General features: G+C 42.7%; 19 protein-coding genes and 2 tRNA genes. 12 read left to right on the top strand and 9 right to left on the bottom strand.

Going from position 1 to position 21,356, the window contains the following annotated elements:
* Window positions 1–4: 4 nt before the first annotated feature.
* A complete protein-coding gene (locus tag DI077_RS09990; protein WP_109019524.1) occupies window positions 5–637 on the bottom strand; it encodes a hypothetical protein in 633 nt (210 codons plus the stop codon).
* A 109-nt stretch (window positions 638–746) separates the two neighbouring features.
* Between DI077_RS09990 and DI077_RS09985 the strand changes: the two genes are divergently transcribed.
* Window positions 747–828 (top strand) — tRNA-Leu (locus tag DI077_RS09985).
* Between the two features lie 623 nt (window positions 829–1,451).
* The gene (locus DI077_RS09980; protein WP_109019525.1) at window positions 1,452–3,209 is read left to right on the top strand and encodes an SBBP repeat-containing protein; all 1,758 of its coding nucleotides are present in this window, start codon (window positions 1,452–1,454) and stop codon (window positions 3,207–3,209) included.
* 221 nt (window positions 3,210–3,430) lie between these two features.
* Here DI077_RS09980 and DI077_RS09975 read toward each other — a convergent pair whose 3' ends face one another.
* Window positions 3,431–4,105, bottom strand: a complete 675-nt coding sequence (locus tag DI077_RS09975) for a CDP-alcohol phosphatidyltransferase family protein (protein WP_109019526.1) — start codon at window positions 4,103–4,105, stop codon at window positions 3,431–3,433.
* A gap of 106 nt (window positions 4,106–4,211) precedes the next feature.
* Between DI077_RS09975 and DI077_RS09970 the strand changes: the two genes are divergently transcribed.
* A tRNA-Asp gene (locus DI077_RS09970) sits at window positions 4,212–4,288 on the top strand.
* A 68-nt stretch (window positions 4,289–4,356) separates the two neighbouring features.
* Here DI077_RS09970 and fliG read toward each other — a convergent pair.
* Window positions 4,357–5,376 (bottom strand): flagellar motor switch protein FliG, encoded by a 1,020-nt coding sequence (fliG, locus tag DI077_RS09965; RefSeq protein WP_109019527.1) that lies wholly within the window; start codon window positions 5,374–5,376, stop codon window positions 4,357–4,359.
* A gap of 131 nt (window positions 5,377–5,507) precedes the next feature.
* Here fliG and DI077_RS09960 point away from each other — a divergent pair, with 131 nt between their 5' ends.
* Complete coding sequence (locus DI077_RS09960; protein ID WP_109019528.1) at window positions 5,508–5,717, top strand: hypothetical protein; 210 nt, start codon at window positions 5,508–5,510, stop codon at window positions 5,715–5,717.
* A gap of 82 nt (window positions 5,718–5,799) precedes the next feature.
* On the opposite strand, the gene DI077_RS09955 is transcribed toward DI077_RS09960, so the two are convergent.
* Genes DI077_RS09955 through pdhA form a run of 3 tightly spaced genes read right to left on the bottom strand, consistent with a single transcriptional unit; the run spans window position 5,800 to window position 9,030 of the window.
* Window positions 5,800–7,128, bottom strand: a complete 1,329-nt coding sequence (locus DI077_RS09955; RefSeq protein WP_109019529.1) for a pyruvate dehydrogenase complex dihydrolipoamide acetyltransferase — start codon at window positions 7,126–7,128, stop codon at window positions 5,800–5,802.
* A 3-nt stretch (window positions 7,129–7,131) separates the two neighbouring features.
* A complete protein-coding gene (locus DI077_RS09950) occupies window positions 7,132–8,106 on the bottom strand; it encodes a pyruvate dehydrogenase complex E1 component subunit beta (RefSeq protein ID WP_109019530.1) in 975 nt (324 codons plus the stop codon).
* Entirely contained in the window at window positions 8,107–9,030 is a 924-nt protein-coding gene (gene pdhA / locus DI077_RS09945) for a pyruvate dehydrogenase (acetyl-transferring) E1 component subunit alpha (RefSeq protein WP_242935437.1), read from the bottom strand. It abuts the gene before it with no gap.
* Between the two features lie 173 nt (window positions 9,031–9,203).
* Between pdhA and DI077_RS09940 the strand changes: the two genes are divergently transcribed.
* Complete coding sequence (locus DI077_RS09940; protein WP_109019532.1) at window positions 9,204–10,487, top strand: hypothetical protein; 1,284 nt, start codon at window positions 9,204–9,206, stop codon at window positions 10,485–10,487.
* Window positions 10,488–10,533: 46 nt separating this feature from the next.
* On the opposite strand, the gene DI077_RS09935 is transcribed toward DI077_RS09940, so the two are convergent.
* Both DI077_RS09935 and fbp read right to left on the bottom strand, forming a co-directional pair.
* On the bottom strand, window positions 10,534–10,797 hold the full coding sequence (locus tag DI077_RS09935) for a hypothetical protein (RefSeq protein WP_109019533.1): 264 nt from the start codon (window positions 10,795–10,797) through the stop codon (window positions 10,534–10,536).
* A gap of 94 nt (window positions 10,798–10,891) precedes the next feature.
* Window positions 10,892–11,926: a class 1 fructose-bisphosphatase gene (fbp, locus tag DI077_RS09930; RefSeq protein ID WP_167837113.1), complete on the bottom strand. Its 1,035-nt coding sequence runs from the start codon at window positions 11,924–11,926 to the stop codon at window positions 10,892–10,894.
* A 73-nt stretch (window positions 11,927–11,999) separates the two neighbouring features.
* On the opposite strand from fbp, the gene DI077_RS09925 reads away from it, so the two are divergent.
* The 6 genes from DI077_RS09925 (at window position 12,000) to DI077_RS09900 (ending at window position 18,398) form a co-directional block, all read left to right on the top strand.
* Window positions 12,000–12,827, top strand: coding sequence for a hypothetical protein (locus DI077_RS09925; RefSeq protein WP_135354862.1), 828 nt, complete (start codon window positions 12,000–12,002; stop codon window positions 12,825–12,827).
* Between the two features lie 84 nt (window positions 12,828–12,911).
* Complete coding sequence (rpsU, locus tag DI077_RS09920; RefSeq protein ID WP_109019595.1) at window positions 12,912–13,130, top strand: 30S ribosomal protein S21; 219 nt, start codon at window positions 12,912–12,914, stop codon at window positions 13,128–13,130.
* A gap of 21 nt (window positions 13,131–13,151) precedes the next feature.
* Window positions 13,152–13,607 carry a GatB/YqeY domain-containing protein gene (locus DI077_RS09915; RefSeq protein ID WP_109019536.1) on the top strand — a complete coding sequence of 152 codons (456 nt, stop codon included), beginning with the start codon at window positions 13,152–13,154 and terminating at the stop codon, window positions 13,605–13,607.
* Between the two features lie 10 nt (window positions 13,608–13,617).
* Window positions 13,618–15,441 (top strand): DNA primase, encoded by a 1,824-nt coding sequence (gene dnaG / locus DI077_RS09910; RefSeq protein WP_109019537.1) that lies wholly within the window; start codon window positions 13,618–13,620, stop codon window positions 15,439–15,441.
* 16 nt (window positions 15,442–15,457) lie between these two features.
* Window positions 15,458–17,230, top strand: coding sequence for an RNA polymerase sigma factor RpoD (gene rpoD, locus DI077_RS09905; RefSeq protein WP_109019538.1), 1,773 nt, complete (start codon window positions 15,458–15,460; stop codon window positions 17,228–17,230).
* 106 nt (window positions 17,231–17,336) lie between these two features.
* Window positions 17,337–18,398: an NADase-type glycan-binding domain-containing protein gene (locus DI077_RS09900; protein WP_109019539.1), complete on the top strand. Its 1,062-nt coding sequence runs from the start codon at window positions 17,337–17,339 to the stop codon at window positions 18,396–18,398.
* A gap of 3 nt (window positions 18,399–18,401) precedes the next feature.
* Here DI077_RS09900 and DI077_RS09895 read toward each other — a convergent pair whose 3' ends face one another.
* Complete coding sequence (locus DI077_RS09895; protein WP_109019540.1) at window positions 18,402–20,006, bottom strand: glycerol-3-phosphate dehydrogenase/oxidase; 1,605 nt, start codon at window positions 20,004–20,006, stop codon at window positions 18,402–18,404.
* Window positions 20,007–20,098: 92 nt separating this feature from the next.
* Between DI077_RS09895 and tyrS the strand changes: the two genes are divergently transcribed.
* Window positions 20,099–21,325 carry a tyrosine--tRNA ligase gene (tyrS, locus tag DI077_RS09890; RefSeq protein ID WP_109019541.1) on the top strand — a complete coding sequence of 409 codons (1,227 nt, stop codon included), beginning with the start codon at window positions 20,099–20,101 and terminating at the stop codon, window positions 21,323–21,325.
* The last annotated feature ends 31 nt before the right edge of the window (window positions 21,326–21,356 follow it).

Raw genomic sequence — 21,356 nt, 5'->3', positions numbered from 1 at the left:
CCATTTAGATGACCCCTCGAAAAATAGAATAGATATATCGTAAAAATTCAAGTGATACTTCCCTAAAGCCCGGTTCCGATAAAAACCAATTCGTTGCAGTGAGTTCGGAAGGAAAAGGATAGGCCGAAATTTGCAAAGGTAGAGAAGCTAAGTTTTTTTGGTATGTTTTCAGGATGCGTTTGGTTTCAAATTCCCGTGCCAAAATCAGAACGGATTTCAAATTGTCCGATACAACCAATTTCAAAATATTTTTTGCCGCCTCATCCGTATCTCCCAATTTGTTCGAGGAAATTTTAATCACCTGGACGGAACCGGGAGGAAGTTGAAAGGAAACCAATTGGAGCAAAATCCGATCCTCTCTTTCCTTGGAACCTAAAAGAGAAGAGTCCCCGTCGTCCCGAACAACTAATATCAGTTTTGTGAAGATCTGTTTTTGGTATAAGGATGCGATCTGCTTTAAAAATTTTTTAGAAGGCAGTGGCGAGGTTTCCAGAACTGCAATATCGGATTTATGATAGGGCTCCGAAGTTTTCAACCAATAGGGCGCTGAAATAAATAAGCCTAATAAAATAAGAAGCGGTGATAAAAATCCGAAGGTGAACAATTTCAATCGGAATGTAAGATCTGATACTTGCATGGGACTCTTCTCAACCTTACACGGTGAGGTAAGGGGTGTGACAAGATAAAATTGATCTCCTTGACGAAAGAGAGGTTTTTCTTAACCTGGCAGATAAACAAATCATCTCGCTCGGATGGTGGAATTGGTAGACACGCTACTTTGAGGTGGTAGTGCCGCAAGGTGTGGGGGTTCGAGTCCCCCTTCGAGCAAACAAATCCCCGACATTATAATCTAACTTTGGCTAACTAAAAAACACTTGGGGCTCGAACAGTTTTGCGATCCAAAAATCGTGGCCGATAGGGAACGATTTGCAGGCTTCGAGGACAGGATATCCGAGAAAGAGCAAAACCGTAACTCGTTCGATGTTTCACGCTCTTGTGCGCGTAACCTCCTGTTACGACGCACGAGCTCCGGCCGTCCTGGCCTCCGCCACCGCGAGAAACATCTCACTTACTTTTAAGAGAAGAGGGCGAGTCTCCCTTCGAAGAGACAAATCGCCCGCTTTCTATTTTTCGGGCGAGTCCCCGAACTCTCCGCTTAAACCATCATTAGTTACTTGTTTGGTGACAAATTCGTCCGGGTCAGGGGGACCTGGCTACTCCGGGCTCCGCTAACGCTCCGGTCGCAAACATTTTGCGACCAGGCCCTACGTATCCATCTCGCAAGGCTGATATTTTCTTCGATCGAGACGGCTTTTATTTCCTAGATCCTGGAAGTTTCCCCATTGGATGCGTTTTTCATAATGTAAATAATTTTTTTCTGGTATCCTTTTTTCTGCAAATCACCGCTAATTATCCACTGAGAGCATTTTGACTTCGGGGATTCGATAAAAATGATTACTAGGTTTCATCTATTATTTGTTATCCTTAGCACGATTTTATTTTGCAAATCCCCTGCAATGAACAATCCTTGCGATTTTCATGCACAAGCCTATCATGAGTTATCTGTTTTCCGCACTTTGCTTGGACTCACAATCGGGCCCTGTCTTTCCGTCACCTCCGGTTCGGGGAAATCGACCGCACCTCCCCATATAACCGGTTTCGGTTCCTCCTCCGCCCAATTGAAATTAATTCCTTCGGCAACGGTTCGACTTCTTCCCGTATATACTGGCGACGTATCTTCCTGGACACTTTCCGGATCTTTGCCTTCCGGGTTGACATTCAATCAAACTACAGGGGACATATCGGGAACTGTTCCTGTCATTTCCGGAGGAATGCCTTCTACTAATTATACGATCACCGCCTCCAATCCATACGGAAGTTCTTCCTATGATTTCCCTTTGCAAATACTTGCTTCAGGAGATATCGTATGGACCAAGTTAATCGGTGTAAGCGGATCGAATACTACATCTGCGAACAATGGAATTGCATACGATTCCACCACAAAGAGCGCATATATTTCAGGAACGAGCACGGGGGGAGGAAACCTGGACGGGGAGATTAACTCAAGCCTACCTGGATGGTCTTCCGCACTTGTTTCCCGTTATTCGGAAGACGGAATACGTGCCTGGACCCGCCTCACGGGATTCGGCACCGCTCAGATCAATATTTTCGCAGGACAGATCGCGGTCGATAGTTTAGGAAATATGGTTGTTTCTACTTATGCAGATTTGCAATCAAGTGGTGTTTCTATCACAGTGGATGGCAACCTTGCCAATGCAGGATTCAGGATTCCTTTGGTTATGAAATATGATAAAAATGGAAATCGAATTTGGACCCGATCTAGAAGTTCATCTATCAATGGAGTAATTGTTGGAGCGGGCGTAGATAGCAGTGGCAATGTTTTTGCCGCAGGGGGGTTGTATGCTCCTGGTATGGATGCCCAAACTAATACGGCTTGGACGGATGGAGCTCTACTTTTCTTCAAACATGATTCTTCCGGAAATTGGGCAAATACAGCAGTCCTTTCTAGTTCTTCCGCCAGTGCGAGTCAACATGTGGAAGCAGTTGCGCTAAAAGTAGATAGTCTAGGAAGTATCTATATATCAGGATATAGTAGAGCTACTTCCGTTTGCGCTACTGTCAATGCTCAAAATTCGATTCTCTTGGCCAAGTATGCAAGTAACATGACTTATGTGGGATGTCAAGGTTCAGGCGTTTCAGGTTCCGATTCCAACGGATACGGGATTGCGATAGATTCTTCCGACAATACGTATCTGTCGGGAGCCACACTCGGAAACTTGGATGCAGTTGCGAGAACCGGCACGCTGGACGCTGTACTTATCAAATACAATTCCTCTATGGTAAAACAATTCACCCGATTGTACGGAGTGTCTGCTGGCGCTACCACTTCCAATTCCGTAACTGTTGATAGTTCCGGTAACCTATATATGACGGGTTATACGACAGGAAATTTGAACGGGCAGACCAAATCGGGAACCCAAGATGCGTTCGTTATGAAATTGGATTCTTTGGGAAATGTCATATGGACGAAGCTCCTCGGTGTCGCGACGAAAAGCACTACCGGGAGCGGTGTTGTATTGGATTCGGATGGCGCCGTCTATGTTACAGGTTATACGGATGGAAACCTGAACGGAGAGACCAATGTAGGCACGAATCAATCCGCTTTTCTTATTAAAATCGTGAAGTAGGTTTTGCCCGGTTGCTAACCGGGTAAAAAGGCGAACTTTTTGAAATAAAATTTGGGAAAAAGGTAACTTCGTTTTACAAGAAAAAGGCGGTATGATAGGTAGGAGCCATTGGGTGGCGGGTGGTTAACCCCACCCAATGTCGATAGGGCGGGGATAATATTCTAAAAACTTCCCAACGCAAGTGAGACGTTCCGCGAAAAAGAGCGAGGAACATCGAACGCTTAGAGTTTTCTATATTTCTTGGCCTGTTTTTTATTTTCCGGATCAATCACTAGTTTTTCCGGATGAAACACTACATCCCAATACCTGGTGATATAGGCAATCATCCCGCAAATCAGAACGACCAAAAGCAAGTAGGCGGATAATTCGGGTTTGAGGTAATAACTAGGAACCGAGTCCAGGGTTTGCAAATAAGGCAATAGCATATACCATAACACGGACAAGGCGACAATTCCCACTCCGAATTTACCCCACCAATTGGGTCTGCCTTGGAGTCCCCGTTTCAGATATAAAAATCCTCCGAGCCAGACTCCCAGCACTTCCCGAATCAGATAGATGATTACGATCCAGATGGGAAATCGAAAATAATAAGATGCCACACCCAGGCCTCCGAGAGTTACGAATTTATCGCAAACCGGGTCGAGATATCTTCCCAAAGTTGTTTCTTGGTGGAGTAGTCTGGCAAAAAGCCCGTCCAGGTAATCGGAAAGGACTGCCGCCAAACAAAGAATAATGGAATAGAGTAGATAATCCAGATTTTTCGGTTCTTTTGCATACTTTGCTGTCGTATAAAAAAAGAAAGGCAACATCAGAACACGAGAAACGGATAAAAAATTGGAAACAGTAAAGATCTGTTCTTCAAATAATTCTTTAGCTTTTTTTCCTTCAACCTGCATAATTTCTATACATTCCAGGTTTTAAAAAATCAGTATATAAGCAAGAAAACAATACAATTTCAGTTTGACTCACCGGCCAATTTAAATACTATGGCTACTGGATCGGGGAGTTGTAGCTCAGCTGGTTAGAGTGCCTGCCTGTCACGCAGGATGTCGCGGGTTCGAGTCCCGTCAACTCCGCCACGATCTATCTTTTTTTCACAAATTTCCACTCATCTCCAGCTGTTATGTGGCAAATCGGGAAAGGAATTTCATTCCACGTATTCCTCTTTTTCCTTCTTAAACAAAATCAAATTTTCATCTTCCAATTCCCGTGCAATTTGTACGATTTTGCTTCTGGCTTCGTTGATTTCCCTGAGAGTCACTCTTGGTTTTAAATCAAGTGCATCAAGTATGTCGGAAGCTCTGTTCGCAGACATATTTTTCAGAAATTTGGATCGTATTTCATCTCCTGCTCCTCGGATCGCAAGGGAAATCGCTTCATCATCCGCCAATTTGTTGATTAGTATTCTCATTTCCTTTGCATCCAATTGAAGAATATCTTCAAAAGTATATAATTGTTCCCGAACCTGGCTTGCCACTTCCGGAGAATTTTCGTCTAATTCTTGTAAGATGGTGTCCTCTATTCCTTTTTCCATATAATTGAGGATATTTGCGAGTACATGTGCTCCACCTGCTTCCGAATATTCCCTTTGGTCCCTTTCTTCGTAACGTTTCTTTAGGATTCGTGCAATATTTTGAATCACATCTGGATGTGTTTTGGAAGTTGTGGCAAGCCTCATCGCGATTTTTGTCTGATCTGCCTTGGGAAAAAGTTTCAATACGTCCGCAGCATTTTTCGGATCCAGATTGGAGAGTGTAACGGCGATGACTTGGGGAGACTCGGAAGATAACATGGATTGCAAAACACTTGGTTCCACTCCGTTCAAAAACTCAAAGTCGTTTTTAGTTTCTTCTTTATTGATTTTTTTTAGGATTACATTCGCCTTTTCCGAACCGACTGATTTTTCCAAAAGAGATTTTGCAGTAGCAAGTCCTCCTTTGGCTCCGTCTTTGAGTTCGGTCAGTGTGGAATGAAATTCTGTGAGAATTTTTTCCCTTTCTTCTTTGGAGATCGCCCGAATTCGGGACATTTCCAGAATCACTGACTCGAGCATCGCATCGTCTAGATGTTTTAGGATTTCAGCAGCTTGGTCTCCACCCAAGGAAAGTAGGAGGAGGGCGGCCTTTCGGACACCTGTGGGAGTGGATAGATCATTCGGCTTCTGCATGAGACATAATTCTCCAAATTCAATGCTTATGTCAAAAAAAACTTCTAAACTGAGACAAAAATTTCTAAAGGATTCATAAAACCGTACGATACCTTGCGTAAGTTACAAGACATAAAAAGGAAAAACATCGGATGGATAAAGCAGGTAAATTTAAAAGCACATTGGAAAGATACATTCACTACAGAGGAATTGATATCGTTTTGCACCTCAAAGACGGAAAAGTTGTCGAACTAGACAAAAACCGCCAAATGGAAAATGACACAGTCATCGGAAATCTTGCCGAAGGTGTAGTTCGTATCCCTATCACTGACATTCGTAGCGCTGATTTTTTCGCAGCTTGATCGGAAGAGACCGAACCGTTCAAAATTTACCACAACCGGCGACGATCCTGTCGCCAGGTTTGTGTTTCAAAATCCCTTACATTTAAAATCCCCCGAGTAGACTTGGATTTTCCAAAAACGATTTTAAAGTTCTTAGAAACTCGGCCCCCACAGCTCCATCAATCACTCTATGATCACAAGACATCATAAGGGATAAAACTCTTCCGGCTACCACCTGTCCGTTTTGCACCACAGGTTTGTCCTCGATTCCACCCACAGCCAAGATGGCGCTTTCCGGTTCATTGATGATAGCAGTGAAACGACTGATTCCGTACATCCCCAGATTGGAAATGGTGAAAGTTCCATTGGAAAATTCTTCCGGTTTTAATTTCCGATCTCTTGCTTTTTTCGCCAGATCTTTGACTTCCCCTGAAATGGCAAAAATGGATTTAGAATCCGTATTTCGAATAACAGGTGTAAGTAGCCCGCCTTCCAAAGAAACGGCCACTCCCACATCTATCCTTCCGTATTGCAAAATGGAATCTTCCTGCCAGCTGGCATTTACTTTGGGGTGAAGTTTCAAACTACTTGCCACCGCTTTGATGATGATATCATTTACGCTGACCTTGGGATAGGAATCGCCTAAGTTTTTGTCTTTAAAATCATTCAATGCAGCTCTGAATTTTTCAAGCTCGCTTGCATTCACATCTACATTCAAATAAAAGTGAGGGAGATTTTGTTTGGATTCTTTCAATCGTTTGGCGATCGTTTTTCTCATTCCTCCGATCGGGATGGATTCATCTTTTGCGGCGGTAAAACCCGAAGCCACAAAACCACCTGAGGATTGTTTGTTGCCAAGTGAATCCAATACATCTTTTTTAGTGATCCTACCTTCCGGTCCCGTTCCGATGATGGAATGCAAATCGATTCCGTTTTCAATTGCAATCGACTTGGCAAGGGGGGAAGCTAGTACTCTTGCTTGGCCTCTGATTTCGGGGGAAACTGATTTTGTTTCCGAGACAGTTTCTCTTTTGATTTCAATGACTGGTTTTGTTTCTTCTTTGACCTGAGGAGCCGGGGTTACTTCCGATTTGGATTCTTTAGAGCTAGTTGTTTCTTTTGCTACAGCTACAGTTGAAGGCACAGAAGAACTCTGTGATTTTGCTTTTTCCAGGAGGGAAGTGATGTCTTCCCCCGGTTTTCCGATAATGGCAAGTGCGCGTCCTACTTTTAATTTGGCTCCTTCCGTTTCCAAAATCTTTAACAAGACTCCCGAATCGTAGGCTTCCATTTCCATAACGGCTTTGTCCGTTTCCACCTCGGCCAACACTTCACCGGGAGAAACGGAATCTCCTTCCTTTTTAATCCATTTAACAATAGTTCCTTCTTCCATAGTGGGAGAAAGTTGAGTCATTTCCTGTATTTTAGCCATATATTACCTCAAGATCTCCCTTACCGCTTGCGCGACCCTTTCTGCATTGGGAAGACTTTCCCTTTCCAAATTTGCCGCATAGGGCATAGGAACATCTTTTTGAGTCACTCTTTCCACTGGGTGATCCAGATAATCAAAAGCGTTTTTCTGAATCAGGTAAGCTACTTGCGCACCGAATCCGGCTACCGGCCAACCTTCTTCCACAACCAAAGCTCTGTTTGTTTTTTTAACAGACTCGTAAATTGCCTGTTCGTCTAGCGGACGTAAGCTCCTTAGATCTACGATCTCTATTGAGATTCCTTCTTTTTCCAATATTTTTGCGGCTTCTTCTGCGAAACCGAGTGCCCTCGACCAAGTGATGATGGAAAGATCGGTTCCTTTTCTTTTGATGTCAGCGAGACCTAAAGGGATTGTGTATTCCTGTTCGGGTACTTCTCCTTTGGTTCCGTACAATACTTCCGATTCGATGAATATGGTAGGGTTGTTGTCCCGAATGGAAGATTTGAGAAGACCGTAAGCATCTTTCGGAGTTGCGGGACAGACTACTTTCATTCCGGGGCAATGGGCATACCAGGATTCGAAGGCTTGCGAATGTTGGGCTCCCAGTCTCCCTCCCACACCACCTGCACCTCGAAATACGATCGGCATGGGAAATTGTCCTCCACTCATATAATTCATCTTAGCTGCCGAATTGATGATCTGGTCGATTGCTACGAGTGAAAAATTCCAAGTCATAAATTCGATGATGGGACGAAGGCCGGTCATTGCCGATCCGACTCCTATCCCTGCAAATCCGTTTTCTGAAATAGGAGTGTCGATCACTCTTTCTTCTCCGAATTTGTCGAGCATCCCTTGGGAAACTTTATAAGCACCTTGGTAATGTCCTACTTCTTCCCCCATCAGATAAATCAATGGATCTTTTTCCATCTCTTCCACCATGGCACGATTCAATGCTTCTCTATAAGTAAGAATCGCCATCTATTTGTCCTCCGCGTAAACGCTTTGGTAGAGTTGGGAAAGAGGAGGTTCGGGAGATTCGTCTGCAAATTGATATGCTTCGTCCACTTCTTCCTGAATGGATAAATCCAGCGCGTCCAAATCCTTTTCCAAAATCCCCGCACTGATAAGTTCGGTCCGGGCACGAAAGAGAGGATCTTTCTTTTTATAAGAATCCAATTCTTCTTTGGTTCTGTATTTGGCCGGGTCGGACATAGAATGTCCCCGAAAACGGTAAGTTGAGATTTCAATGAGAGTAGGGCCTTCGCCTCTTCGGGCACGGTCCACAGCCACTTTCACATGGTCGTGTACTTTGCGCACCTCATCTCCTTCTATATGATCGCGAGCCATATCGTAAGCATAAGCGCGAACGGATACGTCCTTTACGGCTAATGCGCGATATTCGGGAGTTCCCATGGCGTAATGATTGTTTTCGCAGATAAATACAACGGGAAGTTTCCAGATGGCGGCAAGGTTCAAACCTTCGTGGAAAGAACCTATGTTAGCCGCTCCTTCTCCGAAAAAACAAATGGTAACGGAATCTTCTTTTTTGTATTTGGAAGAGAACGCAATTCCCGCAGCGAGGGAAATATGCCCTCCCACGATTCCATGTCCTCCCATAAAATGTGCGTTTTTATCGAAGAAATGCATGGAACCTCCGTTTCCTTTGGAGATCCCCGTGGCTTTTCCGAAAAGTTCAGCCATAAGAGGTTTGGGTTTCAGACCTCGGGCCAGCGCATGTCCGTGATCCCTATAGGTAGAAACGATATAATCTTTAGGTTCGAGTGCGGCGATGGAACCGACTCCCACCGCTTCTTGACCGATGTACAAATGTAAAAATCCTCCGATCTTTCCGATGCTGTACGCTTTTGCAGCAGCCTCTTCAAATTTGCGGATAAGTACCATCTGTCTGTAAAATTCATTTAATTCTTGAATCGAAGTTTTGTCTTTCGGGACGGAAGAAACCAAATTTTTGCCTCCAAAAACCTATAAAAAACTACACCATTTAGACGAGATTGGAAAGCAAAAATCTTGCGATCTGATCTGGTATTCTGATACTACTATTAAAGCAAGGTTTCATGAAAATTACAAGCACTGGAATAGAATTTATCGACTTCAATGAATTTAAACGGTTTGCGACAGATTATGATCTGTTAGGTTCCGTTGCCCTAAGCGAGCCGATCATTGATAAGAACGGAAATATTCTCATCAAAGAGAAAGTAGCAATCAAAGAAAATCTTCTGAAAAAACTGGAAGCGATGGAAGGAAAATACATTCCTTCTTTCAAACTTGGAATGTCCCGCGATCTGATGCGTATGCTGAAACAGGTTTTGACAAAAGCGGTTCTAGCACGCATCAACGATAGGAGTAACGAATTTATCAATCATCTTTATGAACAGAATGCGGAAAAGATGGCAAGCCTTATCGGAATCATCCAGAATTCCTTTTATTCCAAACCTTTGGCACTTGCTTTTTTCAAAATACTATTAAACCACAAGGAATTTTTCAATCATCTCTCCGATTTGGGACTATTATCTTTGGGCTCCGTCATTCAAAAACAGTATAATTTGAAGATGGTCAATAGGTATTCGTTTCTTGCGGGATTATGTGCGGATATTTGTACTTTCAAAGACGGAATCTATAAGCAATCGTTAGGTGGTCAAAGCCTTGGGAGAACTTCTTCCCTTTCCGTCGAGATTGCAAGGAAACTTGGACTTCCCGAGGAAATATTGTCCGCGATAGGAAGTCATCCCATTGCCAAATTTGAAATTCCGGGGGCAGTCATTGCAGAGATTAACTCGGAAGAGTTAAGAAGTCATCCTCTCAATCAGGATCTACTTGCGGGGAGCGCACTTGACGGAGACTCGGGAGACGATGATGATAACGAGGATTCCGAATTTTCGGGGGAGACCTCCGAAGTTGTACTCGAGTCTCTTAAGATTGCCCGTTATGTGATTGAAAATTTAAAAGTGACTGCGGATAGGGACACTGTTTCCGAAAAGCTATTGGTGATGTTTACTTATAGTGTGGAGAGAGGACTTTTTCGAAAAGATATCGCCGATCCGATGATCAATTGTTTCAAAGAATTCGATGTTGCGATTAAAAAAATCCGACTCGTTGCCTCAGTAGAAAACAAATGCAAATTTCCTCCCTCTGCCTGGGCTTACCCCAAACCGAAATCCGCTCAGATCTTATGTAAGGATAGAAATTACCAATGCCCTTGGATTGTGAACGGTTGGGATTTGAAAATCATTACTGCTCAGGATCCTTTCGGATATATAGGAACGGCACTTTCTGTGGGAACTTATCCAAAATGTGCTTTGGAAGAAGAATTGCATGAAAAGGTGAAGATTTCGGATTGAAAGGAAAAGAGCCAACCCTGCTGGGTTGGCTTATTGAGATGGTTTCTTAGAAACTAGGTTTTTTTGCGTTAATTGCGTCTTTCGCAGCATCAGCACCAGCTGCTGCTTGTTTTTTTACTTCAGTTTCTGCTTTTTTTACAGCTTCGTTCGCTACAGCTTTTGCTTTCGCTTCTGCATCAGAAACTGCCGCTTTTGCTGCATCTTCGATTGCCGCAGGTGCTTCTTCCACTTTTGCTTCTTCTTTTTTACAGAAAGAAAGACCAGTTGCTAAAACAAGTCCAAATACTAGAATCAATGTTCTTTTGTTCATTTAGAGAATACTCCTTAATCTAAACAGATTTGCCAATTTTAAAGAACTTCCATTTCACGGAAAAGTACATTTGTAAATTTTTTACCGGGCCCCGTTATTTTTTTGGAATAAATTTCAAAAATTCTTCCACTTCGTTTTTGCTTCCGATGATGAGAGTTGTTCTCTCATGAAGATCGGTCGGCTGTAAATCGAGGATTCTTTCTCCTTTTACGGTAACCGCCATCCCTCCGGCTTGTTCTGCGATCAAAGCCATAGGTGCGGCTTCATATAACAATCGTAATTTACCATTGGGGTATTTGGAAGATTTCGTATCGTTCGGGTAGAGAAAAATTCCACCTTTCAATAGATTCCGATGGACGTCCGCTACAAGAGAGCCGATGTAACGGCCTGTTTTCGGCTTTTTTCCACCTTCAATCGACTTGATATGAGAGATATAATTTTGTACTTCAGGACTCCAATACCCCGCATTTCCCTCGTTCGCCGAATATATGTCTCCTTTCTCGGGAGTTTTCATACTAGGGTGGGAAAGTAAAAACTCACCCAAACTTGGATCGAGTGTAAACCCTGTGACTCCTTTTCCTGTCGTAAGCACAAGCATTGTAGAAGAACCGTAGATAATATAACCGGCGCAGATTTGTTTGGAACCTTTTTGGAGTAGGTCTTTGTGTTCCCCGGGTGCTTTTGAACTGGGATCCAGTCTTTGGTGGATGGAAAAAATGGTTCCGATGGAAACATTTGTGTCTATATTGGAGGATCCGTCCAAAGGATCGATCGCCATGGTGTATTTCCCGATGGTGTAACCTTCCGGAATTTGGATCACTTCTTCGTGTTCTTCGCTTGCCAGTACACACAAATGCCCGCAGATTTTCAGAGAGTTGTTGAATGCATTGTCTGCGTATTGGTCCAATTTCATTTGGGTTTCCCCTTGGACATTCGTATCTTCGGTAGCACCTAAAATACCATCCAAAAGACCTGCTTTTCTCACTTCTCTCCCTACAATTTTTGCCGCATAAACCAGATGATTTAAGAGAGCGCTAAATTCTCCCGAAGCGTAAGGGATTTTGAGTTGCTCTTCTATGATGAATTGAGATAGAGAGATGAGTTGTTTTTGTTTTGGAGATGCGTTCACTAATTGCCCCGAGATGGTTTTTCTCTTCATTTTTAGAGCCAAGGCGCACAGGCAATCCGATAATTAAATGAATATGGAATTCCAATCCCCTTATCCGGTCACTGCCACTGAGGATCTAAAGATCACAGAATATCATTTGCGTCGTTTGAGTTATGCATTTTGGAACATGAATGCAGTTTCCGGGTTTCTTTTTTTGGAAAATGAACCTGTATTTCGTTTGGGAGGGGCTGAAAAACAAAACCAACTTCTCCGCCAGATTCTCACCAATATTGAGACTTTAGAGAGAGAATCGGAGGAAATGGTTCCGCTCAAAATCGGAAACTGGGAAGAGGAAGGAATCGCTCTCCAGGCAACTCTGATTCGTTTTCCTCATAAGGAATTATTTGTATTTGCGGTACTAGTTCAAAAAGGGGAAACCGATTTCCCGGAAGCCAAATGGAAACAGCTGGCAAATTCGGTTTTAATCTATCTATCCGTAGGAATTTCCAAACAGGAAAAGACATTACTTAGCTTTCGAAGCTTTACAGAAGTCTTTCGGACCAAAATGGAATCTTCTCTGGAAGAGAGTAAAACCGGTGTTCTCGCATTATTCTACCTCCAGGACTTGTCTCCCTTTTTTAAACCCCTGGGAATTGTCAAAAGCCAGGAAATCATCCGGGAAGTGTCTTCCACACTTCAGGCGATGGCAAAAAACGGAGAATTGTTTTTTCAAATGAATTTGCGTTCCTTTTATCTGTTTTGCCCTCGGGAAACTATGGAGCATGCGAACAAAAGGTTGGAGGGGCTCTATTTTCCGTCCAAACATATGATTTTGGACTACAAATTGCAATTATTCCCCGTCAGTTTGGAAGTAGTCCAGGATTTGAACCAATTTAGTTCATTATTTATGGAAAATTTCTAGTTTTGAATTCTCCCTTATTGACAAGGGAATGTGTTTCGAATTACTGTAAAATTTAAACCATTTCGAGAGGACAGTGATTCGTCTATGACCCCACAAGTAGGGATTTATTTAAAAGAAGGTGAATCTATCGAGGCAGCGCTTCGAAGATTCAAACGTGATTGTGCCAATGCTGGTATCATGAGTGAGATTAAGCGTAGAGAATACTTTGAAAAACCAAGTGTTGTCAAAAAGAAAGCTGTAGAAGCAGCAAGACGCAAAAGAGATAAAAAGAAGAGATTGTTCGCGAAGAAAGACAAACTCTAATTCTTTGTCATTCCATCTCTCATGACCCTCCAAGAGACAATAAATGTTGATCTGAAGCAGGCTCTTAAATCAAAAGAAGAGCCTACTCTTGGAACCTTGCGCCTACTCAAAGCAGACATTCAATATGAGCTTACAAAAACCGGGGCATCGGAACTTTCCGATACTGCGGTGATGCAAATTCTGAAATCTAATTACAAAAAAAGAAAAGATACGGCTGTAGAGTACGATAAAGTAAATCGAAAAGATTTAGCAGATAGAGAAAGATCGGAAGCTGAAGTGATTTTGCGTTACATACCTGCTGAAATTTCGGATGAAGAAATACAAAACGCCGTTTCGAAGCTTGTAAAAGAGTTAGGTGCTAGTGGTCCATCGGACATGGGCAAGGTTATGGGAAAAGTCATGGCAGAATTCAAAGGTCAAAACATCGACGGTTCAAAAGTATCTCATTACGTAAAACAAGCATTATCCAGTCTCTAAAAGCGGTAGCATGAATTCGTATCAGAATTTCAAAGAACGCGTCCGCAGAGAAGTCTCCATCGACTCTTATATCAATCGTTTTGTACCCTTAAGACGTGCAGGCCGTAACCTAACAGGTCTTTGTCCATTTCATAATGAAAAAACTCCTTCTTTCAGTGTAAACGCGGAATCCGGATTTTATCATTGTTTCGGATGCAAGGCATCCGGTGATATCTTCCGCTTTGTTATGGATTACCAGAAAGTGGATTTTATCAAAGCTCTGGAAATTCTCGCCGATTACTCGGGCATTCCCCTTCAGGAAAAAACCCAAAGCGAAGAGGAAGAAGACCGCAAGAAAGAAGCATTGTATCAAATCTCCCAAAGGGCGAAAGAATACTTTCAGAAAAATTTTGCAACCACAGCAGGGGAAGTAGCTCTTAAGTATTTGCAGGAGCGGGGGTTATACGAAGAAGATATCAAAGTTTTTGGAATCGGATTCGCATTGCCCGGATTTGCCAATATCATAAAAGATCTGTTTCGAACTGAGTCTGAAATCAAATTAGGTGAATCTCTCGGTCTTTTGAAACGTCAGGACAAAAACAGGGATCCTTATGATTTTTTCAGAAGTAGGGTGATGTTTCCTGTGATCGATTCCAAAGGAAGGGTGGTTGCCTTTTCGGGGAGAATCGTAGGTCAATCCGAAGAAGCAAAATACATCAACAGTCCCAATTCGCTTATCTATGACAAAAGTCGTATTTTTTATAATTTGAATTTAGCCCAGGATTCCATCAGAAAACACAGGGAAGCGGTTGTCGTCGAAGGAGTGTTTGACGCCATCGGGCTTTTCCGAAAAGGAATCGAATCCGTAGTTGCACCTCTCGGAACCGGATTTACGGAAGGGCATGCCAGAATCCTGAAAAACATGTCGGACAGAGTTGTTCTCATGATGGATTCGGATTCCGCAGGTGTCAAAGGTGCTTTCCGTGCTGTGAATTTACTCAGCAAAGAAGGGATCGAAGTAAGAGTAGCTTCCGTTCCGGAAGGAAAAGACCCTTACGATTATTCATTAAATCATAACAAACAGGAAATCCGTTCCATTTTGGAAAATTCGAGTTCCGCTTCCCAATTTATGATCGGTCAGATTTTATCGGGAACCAGTTCCGTCTCCCAACCGGAGGCTAAACAAGCCAGTATCAAACGGTTGCTAGATTTTGTAAAATCTATGGAAAAAGAGACCGACAAACAAGTCTATTTACAAGAGGGAGCAAAACAATTGGGGCTCTCTTTTTCTGCACTTTTTCGTGATTTTGAGGGGACTGTTCAGAAAAGTTCACCCCCTCCCGGAACCGATAATAAGAGAGCAAGTCAGGGACCGGTTGCCACTAAAAAAGCAAACTCCGCCCAACTTTGTGAAAGAAAGATGATCGCCAAACTGATTCAAAACCAAGAGCTGTTTTCCTTTGCGGATGATGTATTGCAATTGGAATTTTTAGACGAAGCCTCTTCGTTTCTATGGGATTATCTTTATACTAAATTTTTACAAAATGAGCCGATTAGCCCGGCAGAGATTCTTTCCAAAGAAGATATTCCTAAAGAATACCTGGGACTTGTGGCGGAACAGTTTTCTTCGGAAGAAGCGAACGCGGGCAATGGCGATTCTATTTTTAGAGAGCTACTTTGGCAACATAAAGCGCATCAGTACGATTTTGCGATGAACGATATTACAAAACGAATGGGAGATAGTTCTCTCTCACTTGAAGAGAAGAGAGATCTTCTCACCGAACTTTCATTTCTAAAGAATGAAAGGGATAAGATTTGGGAGTATCTCCGAAAACTCCAACCCCAAGAAGTATAAGAGGATATATAGAAAGATGGAAAATTTAGCAGGCCTTCCCGAAGTACAAAAGATTATCTCCATTGGAAAGGCGAATCGGGAAGTATCTTATGATGAAATCAACGAAATCCTTCCGGACAAAATCTTAAATTCCGAAAAAATCGACGACGTCTTTACTCTGTTACATGAGATGGGGATTGAGATCGTTGAGGAATACTCAAAAAAATCTTTGGAAGAATCCAGCAGTCTTACGACTACGAAAGAAGATACTTCCAAAGAGCCGACGGTCAAACCGGCTCGTAAAAAAAGAGAATCCACCGTTTCTTCCAGTTCGGAAGATCCGATTCGACTCTATCTGAAAGAGATCGGTAAGGTTTCTCTGATCTCGGGAGAAACGGAAGTTTTCCTTGCGAAACGAATCGAAAAAGGTGAGAAGATCATCGAAGAAACCATACTAGGTTCTTCCATTCTTCGCCAGAATTTTGCAAAACTCATTCCTAAGATCAAATCCAAAAAGATCAAAGTTTACGATCTAGTCAAAGTGGACAAAATGTACGCTCTGAATCAAGAGCAGGCGGACAAATTAGAAAAAGTATTCTTTGAGAATATGGATCTGATCCAACAAGACGAAAAGGTTTTGAATGAATCGGTCAATCGCATCCGTAAGTATTCCGAAAATTCGAAGAAGTTCAAAGAACTCAAAGAAAAGATAGATGCTTCTTACGGCAAAATCGATGAAGCCATTCGCAAGATAGGAGTCTCTCAGAAAGAGATCCAAAAGATTTCTCAGAAAATCAAATCGATGGTTTTCCGAGTCAAAGAGATCGAAAAACATTTCTTAAAAATCAAAGCCAAATACGGTCATGATGTTCGCGAGATCAAAGGTTTGAATCGTTTCATCGAAAAGAACGAAAACCTGGATGAAATCGAAAAGATGATGGGTTGCGATATTGATGAAGTCAGAGAAGTCATCAAAGACATTCGCAATAACGAGCGTAAACTCCGCCGTATGGAACAGGAAGCGGGTTCTCCTGTCAATGAAATCAAAGATTGGGGCGAAAAGATCATCAAAGGTGAAAGGGAAATTGCACAAGCAAAACGTGAGTTAGTTCGTGCAAACCTAAGACTTGTTGTTTCCATCGCAAAACGGTATGCAAACAGAGGGATGCATTTTTTCGATTTGATCCAGGAAGGAAATATCGGTCTCATCCGAGCAGTGGACAAATTCGAATACAAAAAAGGTTATAAGTTTTCCACTTACGCAACTTGGTGGATTCGCCAAGCGATCACTCGCGCTATTTCCGACCAGGCTCGTACGATCCGGGTTCCAGTTCATATGATCGAACAAGTGAATAAAGTAATTCGTGAAACGAGACTTTTTGTCCAAGAGTTCGGTCGTGATCCTTCCAATGATGAAATTGCAGAAAGATTGGGCTGGCCTGTACAAAAAGTTAAGGCAGTGAAAAACGTAGCACGCGAGCCAATCTCCCTCGAGATTCCTGTCGGCTCGGAAGAGGATTCGGAACTAGGGGATTTTATCGAAGACAAGGATGTGATTTCTCCGCTCAATTCTGCGGCGACTTCCATTCTTTCCGAGCAGATCCGCCAAGTTTTACAAACCCTTCCTGCCCGTGAGCAGAAAGTCATCCGAATGAGATTCGGTTTGGATGACGGATATGCTCAAACATTGGAAGAGGTCGGTTATCAATTCAAAGTGACAAGGGAAAGGATTCGTCAGATCGAAGCGAAAGCACTTCGCCGTCTTCGTCACCCGAGCCGTTCCAAAAAACTCAAAGATTATATCGATTAATCCAAGTGAGGTGGAAAGGAAACTTTCCACCTCGCGCTACTTTCTCCTCTCCCTTTCCCCGTCTTTTTTTCCTTGCCAAACGATAAAAATAGTTTAGTGGTAAGGAATGTTTAAATTCCAGAAGAGCCCAGCCATTCTCATCCTTGCACTTCTTTTTGCTTGCGGACCCAAGTCGGAAAAAGCACTTACTTACCAAAGTTCCGCCTCTGTCGGACAAGTTAGCCCCGAACAACCATGGCGTTATAGCCCGGAGTATGTTTTGGATGGAAAGGTAAACACGGGATTTTGCGCAGATCCCAAATTACCTGATTCAGGATTTACTTTATTTTTGGAAAACCCTTCCGAGTTTTCCGCCATCCAAGTGACCAATGGTTTTGCAAAATCGGCAAATGATGCGATTCAAAATGCCCAGGCGAAAAAAATAAAAGTCAGTTCACTCATTGTTAGTTTTCCGGAAGGAAAAACGAAAATCCATTCTCAGGAATCCGTCACTGTGGAATTGAAACCTGTCTCTTTTTCCGGAACGACTCCCAATGCGGAGTCGGTGGATTTGGGCCAGAAGCTAAAAGGAAATTGGATTCGAATCGAACTTTTGGACTTTCATAAAGGAACCAAATACAAGGATGTTTGTATTTCCGAATTGAAAGTAGGTGAATTAAAAGATTCCAAATTCACCGCTTTTCCGGTCACTAACGAAGAGAAGGTAAAAGCAGTGATAGCCGGCTACGAAGAAGGCTCCAGACATTTCTGGGCATTCCGCAAACTAATCACTGCTAACGAAGCAGGTTCCATTAATTTTTACGACCAGGACTTGGTGTTACCGGTTTATTTTAAATCGGACAACACATTCAGTTTTTCCGAAATGTTCGGTGGAGACCCGAGTGCGGGAGGATTCCAGCCCGCCATCCAGGGAAGGTATTCTATTTTTTCTGCGGGAACCGAAGGCGTAGAACTGATGTTAAACTATTTTGACGCAAACGGAGTGGAAAGAAATGATTCCTGGATTTTCAAAAGAGCGGTTGCTGATGATGAAGATTTTGAAACTTTCAAAACCAAACTGGGAACCAAGTTTTCCGAAGTATTCGACTCCAAATCTTTTTATCTGCTTTTTCTAAAAGAAAAGGAATCGAATCGTTCTTTCTATAATTATGAAATTCCTTTGAAATAAAATCTATCCGATTGTTTTTTCCAAAGAAAGGATCAGATCTTTTAATTCTTTAAGAGATTCCTTTCTTTGGACTTCCGTCCAACCCAAGGTTTTTGCCAGAGATTTGGAAACAGGATCTGCCAATTTTTTTGCAAGTTGCAAATCGAGAAACAATACCCTCCATCTCCTTGCGATGACGTCCGATACGGAATGAGCAAATTCCTTTTCGATAAAATGCTGAATCTCTTCTTCGAAATAACCGCTTCCTTTCAAAATCTCTTTCGGTTTTTTTCCCAGAATACTTTCTGCTTCTCCACCCAGACTATCGGCGATTCGTATTGCATCATCTTTTGTTAGGTTGTACTTGTTCTGAAGTGATTTGTAAAGATTAGGGGAGTAACCTTCTTTTCCGGGGAAAGAAAAATTCATCGTAGAACAATCTTTCTTTTCTGCGAGTCCGCCTTCTTTAATGAGTCGATCCGTCAGATCTTCTCCCATCTTGCGATAGGTGGACCATTTTCCTCCGGACATGGTAACAAGTCCTGAGTCGGAAACCAGGATTGCTTCTTCTCTGGAAATGGATTTCGTGTTTTGCGATCCTTCCGGAGAGATAAGAGGTCTCAGTCCTGAAAATACGGAAAGTATATCGCCTTTGGAAAGTTTGGTGTCGAGATAATCATTTCCCGTTTTTAAGAGAAATTCCACTTCGTCTTTCAAAGGAAGAGGTTCATCGTCAATGGACTTGATGGCGGTGTCCGTTGTTCCGAGCACCACTTTCCCTTCCCAGGGAATTACAAATACGACTCTTCCATCTGCAGTTTTGGGAATGATCATCGCGGATGTGCATGGAATTTTTTCTTTGGAAAATACCAAATGGATCCCTTGGCTGGGAGAAAGAACTGAGTTTGCGTTCGGATCGTCCAATTTTCTGATCGCATCGATCCAAACCCCAGTCGTGTTTGCCACCACCTTAGCCCGGATGGAAACTTTTTTCTTTGTCAAAAGATCCACAGCTTTCACCCCGACGATCTTTCCGCCTTCTTTCAAAAATCCTTCCACTTCCATTCTGGAAACGATGTCGGCGCCCGCTTCTTTTGCCCCCCGGATGGTAGCAACGTTCAATCTGGCATCATTGAATTGAGCGTCGTAATAGGAAATCCCTCCCTTTAACGACTGTTTTTTGAGTGCCGGAAAAGCCTGAAGCGCTTCTTCTTTGGAAATTCGTCTGTGTCCCGGAACCGTAGAGGTGCCGGCCAAAAAATCATACATAGTAAGCCCGATGGAAAAATAGGGTTTTTCATACCAGGAGTAAGTAGGTAAAACGAAGGGGAGGGGTTTTACCAGATGGGGAGCATTTTGAAGCAGTCGCTTTCTTTCTGTTAATGCTTCGTGAATTAATTTGAAATGAAACTGGGCGAGGTAACGAACCCCTCCGTGAATGAGTTTGGTGGAACGGGAAGATGTGCCGCTCGCAAAGTCTTTTTTTTCAAGTAGGGCAACCTTGTAGCCACGGAGACTTGCATCTAAAGCAGTGCCGGCACCGGTTGCGCCTCCTCCGAGGATCAGAATGTCGTAATCGGTGTTTGCTAGGGTTTGGAGGGTTTTGGATCTTTCTTTGGATACTGCCATTTGTACAATTTGCTTTTCTTGCCTATAGAGATTCTTAGGCAAGTGTTGTCATAAGTCACCATTTCATCCATCTAAAAATTTTATAAGTAACTATGAAAACCGAATCAGAGATCAATTTAGAACTAGAAAAAATTCGCCGCGGAACGGTCGAAATCATTAGCGAGCCGGAACTAAAAGAAAAACTGAAAACCAAAGGCAAGTTGAAAATCAAAGCCGGCTTTGATCCCACGGCGCCCGATCTTCATTTGGGGCATTTTGTTCTACTTCGAAAGCTCAGACATTTTCAGGAATTGGGTCATGAGATTTTATTTTTGCTCGGAGATTTTACCGGAATGATCGGTGATCCCACGGGCAAGTCGGAAACAAGAAAGAGACTTACGAAAGAAGACGTTCTCGCCAATTCAAAAACCTACCAGGAACAGGTATTTAAAATCCTGGACAAAGAAAAAACAAAGATTGTCTACAACTCCGCTTGGTGCAGTGAGATGAAATTCGAAGAGGTTCTGATACTTACATCCAAATACACTGTATCAAGAATGTTGGAGAGGGATGATTTTACCAAAAGACACCAATCTGGTAATCCCATTTCCATGATCGAATTTTTATACCCACTTGTGCAAGGTTATGATTCGGTGGCACTTCACGCAGACGTGGAGTTAGGTGGAACGGATCAAAAGTTCAATCTTCTTGTGGGTCGCGACTTACAGAGAGAATACGGTCAAGCTCCACAGTCCGTTGTAACTATGCCTCTTCTTGTAGGACTGGATGGAGTTAAAAAAATGTCCAAGTCTTTGGGCAATTATGTGGGAATTACGGAAAGTCCTTTGGATATGTACGGAAAAATCATGTCCATCTCGGATGAGCTTATGTGGAACTATTTTGATCTATTGACTGACCTTCCGAAAAATACCATTGAAGAAAAAAAGTCCTCCATCAAAAACAAAACGGCGCATCCTAAAGAAGTAAAAACAGAATTAGCATTACTCATCATGGATCAGCTTCATCCGAGTGACGAGAATCGAAATGCCGTTTCCGAATGGCAAAGGATCCACGATCCTAAAAACCGTGCATTGCCGGATGAGATACAAACGGAAAATTTAGGTCCGGAGTTTTTTGCGGAAAAAGCACCTATGCTTGTTTCCGTTTTGGCTCAACTGAAATTCATCCCTTCCGCTTCGGAAGGAAGAAGGCTCATCCAGTCGGGCGGTCTCTATTTGAACGAAGAAAAATTGACAGACCCTGTTTTGGTTTTGGAAAAGGGAAAAGAATACCTGATTCGCCAAGGCAAAAAAGGCAAATTTTTAAAATTAATTACTTAAACCTCCCGAAAGATCGGGGGGGAGAAAGACC

The organism is Leptospira kobayashii (assembly GCF_003114835.2).
Lineage (GTDB): Bacteria > Spirochaetota > Leptospiria > Leptospirales > Leptospiraceae > Leptospira_A > Leptospira_A kobayashii.
Note: the sequence above shows the minus strand (reverse complement) of the source record. Positions and strands in the feature narration are given on the sequence as shown.

Excerpts from the sequence above, each read along its gene's own strand:
- DI077_RS09990 (WP_109019524.1), bottom strand. The coding sequence starts at position 637 with ATGCAAGTATCAGATCTTACATTCCGATTGAAATTGTTCACCTTCGGA.
- DI077_RS09980 (WP_109019525.1), top strand. The coding sequence starts at position 1,452 with ATGATTACTAGGTTTCATCTATTATTTGTTATCCTTAGCACGATTTTA.
- DI077_RS09975 (WP_109019526.1), bottom strand. The coding sequence starts at position 4,105 with ATGCAGGTTGAAGGAAAAAAAGCTAAAGAATTATTTGAAGAACAGATC.
- fliG (WP_109019527.1), bottom strand. The coding sequence starts at position 5,376 with ATGCAGAAGCCGAATGATCTATCCACTCCCACAGGTGTCCGAAAGGCC.
- DI077_RS09960 (WP_109019528.1), top strand. The coding sequence starts at position 5,508 with ATGGATAAAGCAGGTAAATTTAAAAGCACATTGGAAAGATACATTCAC.
- DI077_RS09955 (WP_109019529.1), bottom strand. The coding sequence starts at position 7,128 with ATGGCTAAAATACAGGAAATGACTCAACTTTCTCCCACTATGGAAGAA.
- DI077_RS09950 (WP_109019530.1), bottom strand. The coding sequence starts at position 8,106 with ATGGCGATTCTTACTTATAGAGAAGCATTGAATCGTGCCATGGTGGAA.
- pdhA (WP_242935437.1), bottom strand. The coding sequence starts at position 9,030 with ATGGTACTTATCCGCAAATTTGAAGAGGCTGCTGCAAAAGCGTACAGC.
- DI077_RS09940 (WP_109019532.1), top strand. The coding sequence starts at position 9,204 with ATGAAAATTACAAGCACTGGAATAGAATTTATCGACTTCAATGAATTT.
- DI077_RS09935 (WP_109019533.1), bottom strand. The coding sequence starts at position 10,797 with ATGAACAAAAGAACATTGATTCTAGTATTTGGACTTGTTTTAGCAACT.
- DI077_RS09925 (WP_135354862.1), top strand. The coding sequence starts at position 12,000 with ATGGAATTCCAATCCCCTTATCCGGTCACTGCCACTGAGGATCTAAAG.
- rpsU (WP_109019595.1), top strand. The coding sequence starts at position 12,912 with ATGACCCCACAAGTAGGGATTTATTTAAAAGAAGGTGAATCTATCGAG.
- DI077_RS09915 (WP_109019536.1), top strand. The coding sequence starts at position 13,152 with ATGACCCTCCAAGAGACAATAAATGTTGATCTGAAGCAGGCTCTTAAA.
- dnaG (WP_109019537.1), top strand. The coding sequence starts at position 13,618 with ATGAATTCGTATCAGAATTTCAAAGAACGCGTCCGCAGAGAAGTCTCC.
- rpoD (WP_109019538.1), top strand. The coding sequence starts at position 15,458 with ATGGAAAATTTAGCAGGCCTTCCCGAAGTACAAAAGATTATCTCCATT.
- DI077_RS09900 (WP_109019539.1), top strand. The coding sequence starts at position 17,337 with ATGTTTAAATTCCAGAAGAGCCCAGCCATTCTCATCCTTGCACTTCTT.
- DI077_RS09895 (WP_109019540.1), bottom strand. The coding sequence starts at position 20,006 with ATGGCAGTATCCAAAGAAAGATCCAAAACCCTCCAAACCCTAGCAAAC.
- tyrS (WP_109019541.1), top strand. The coding sequence starts at position 20,099 with ATGAAAACCGAATCAGAGATCAATTTAGAACTAGAAAAAATTCGCCGC.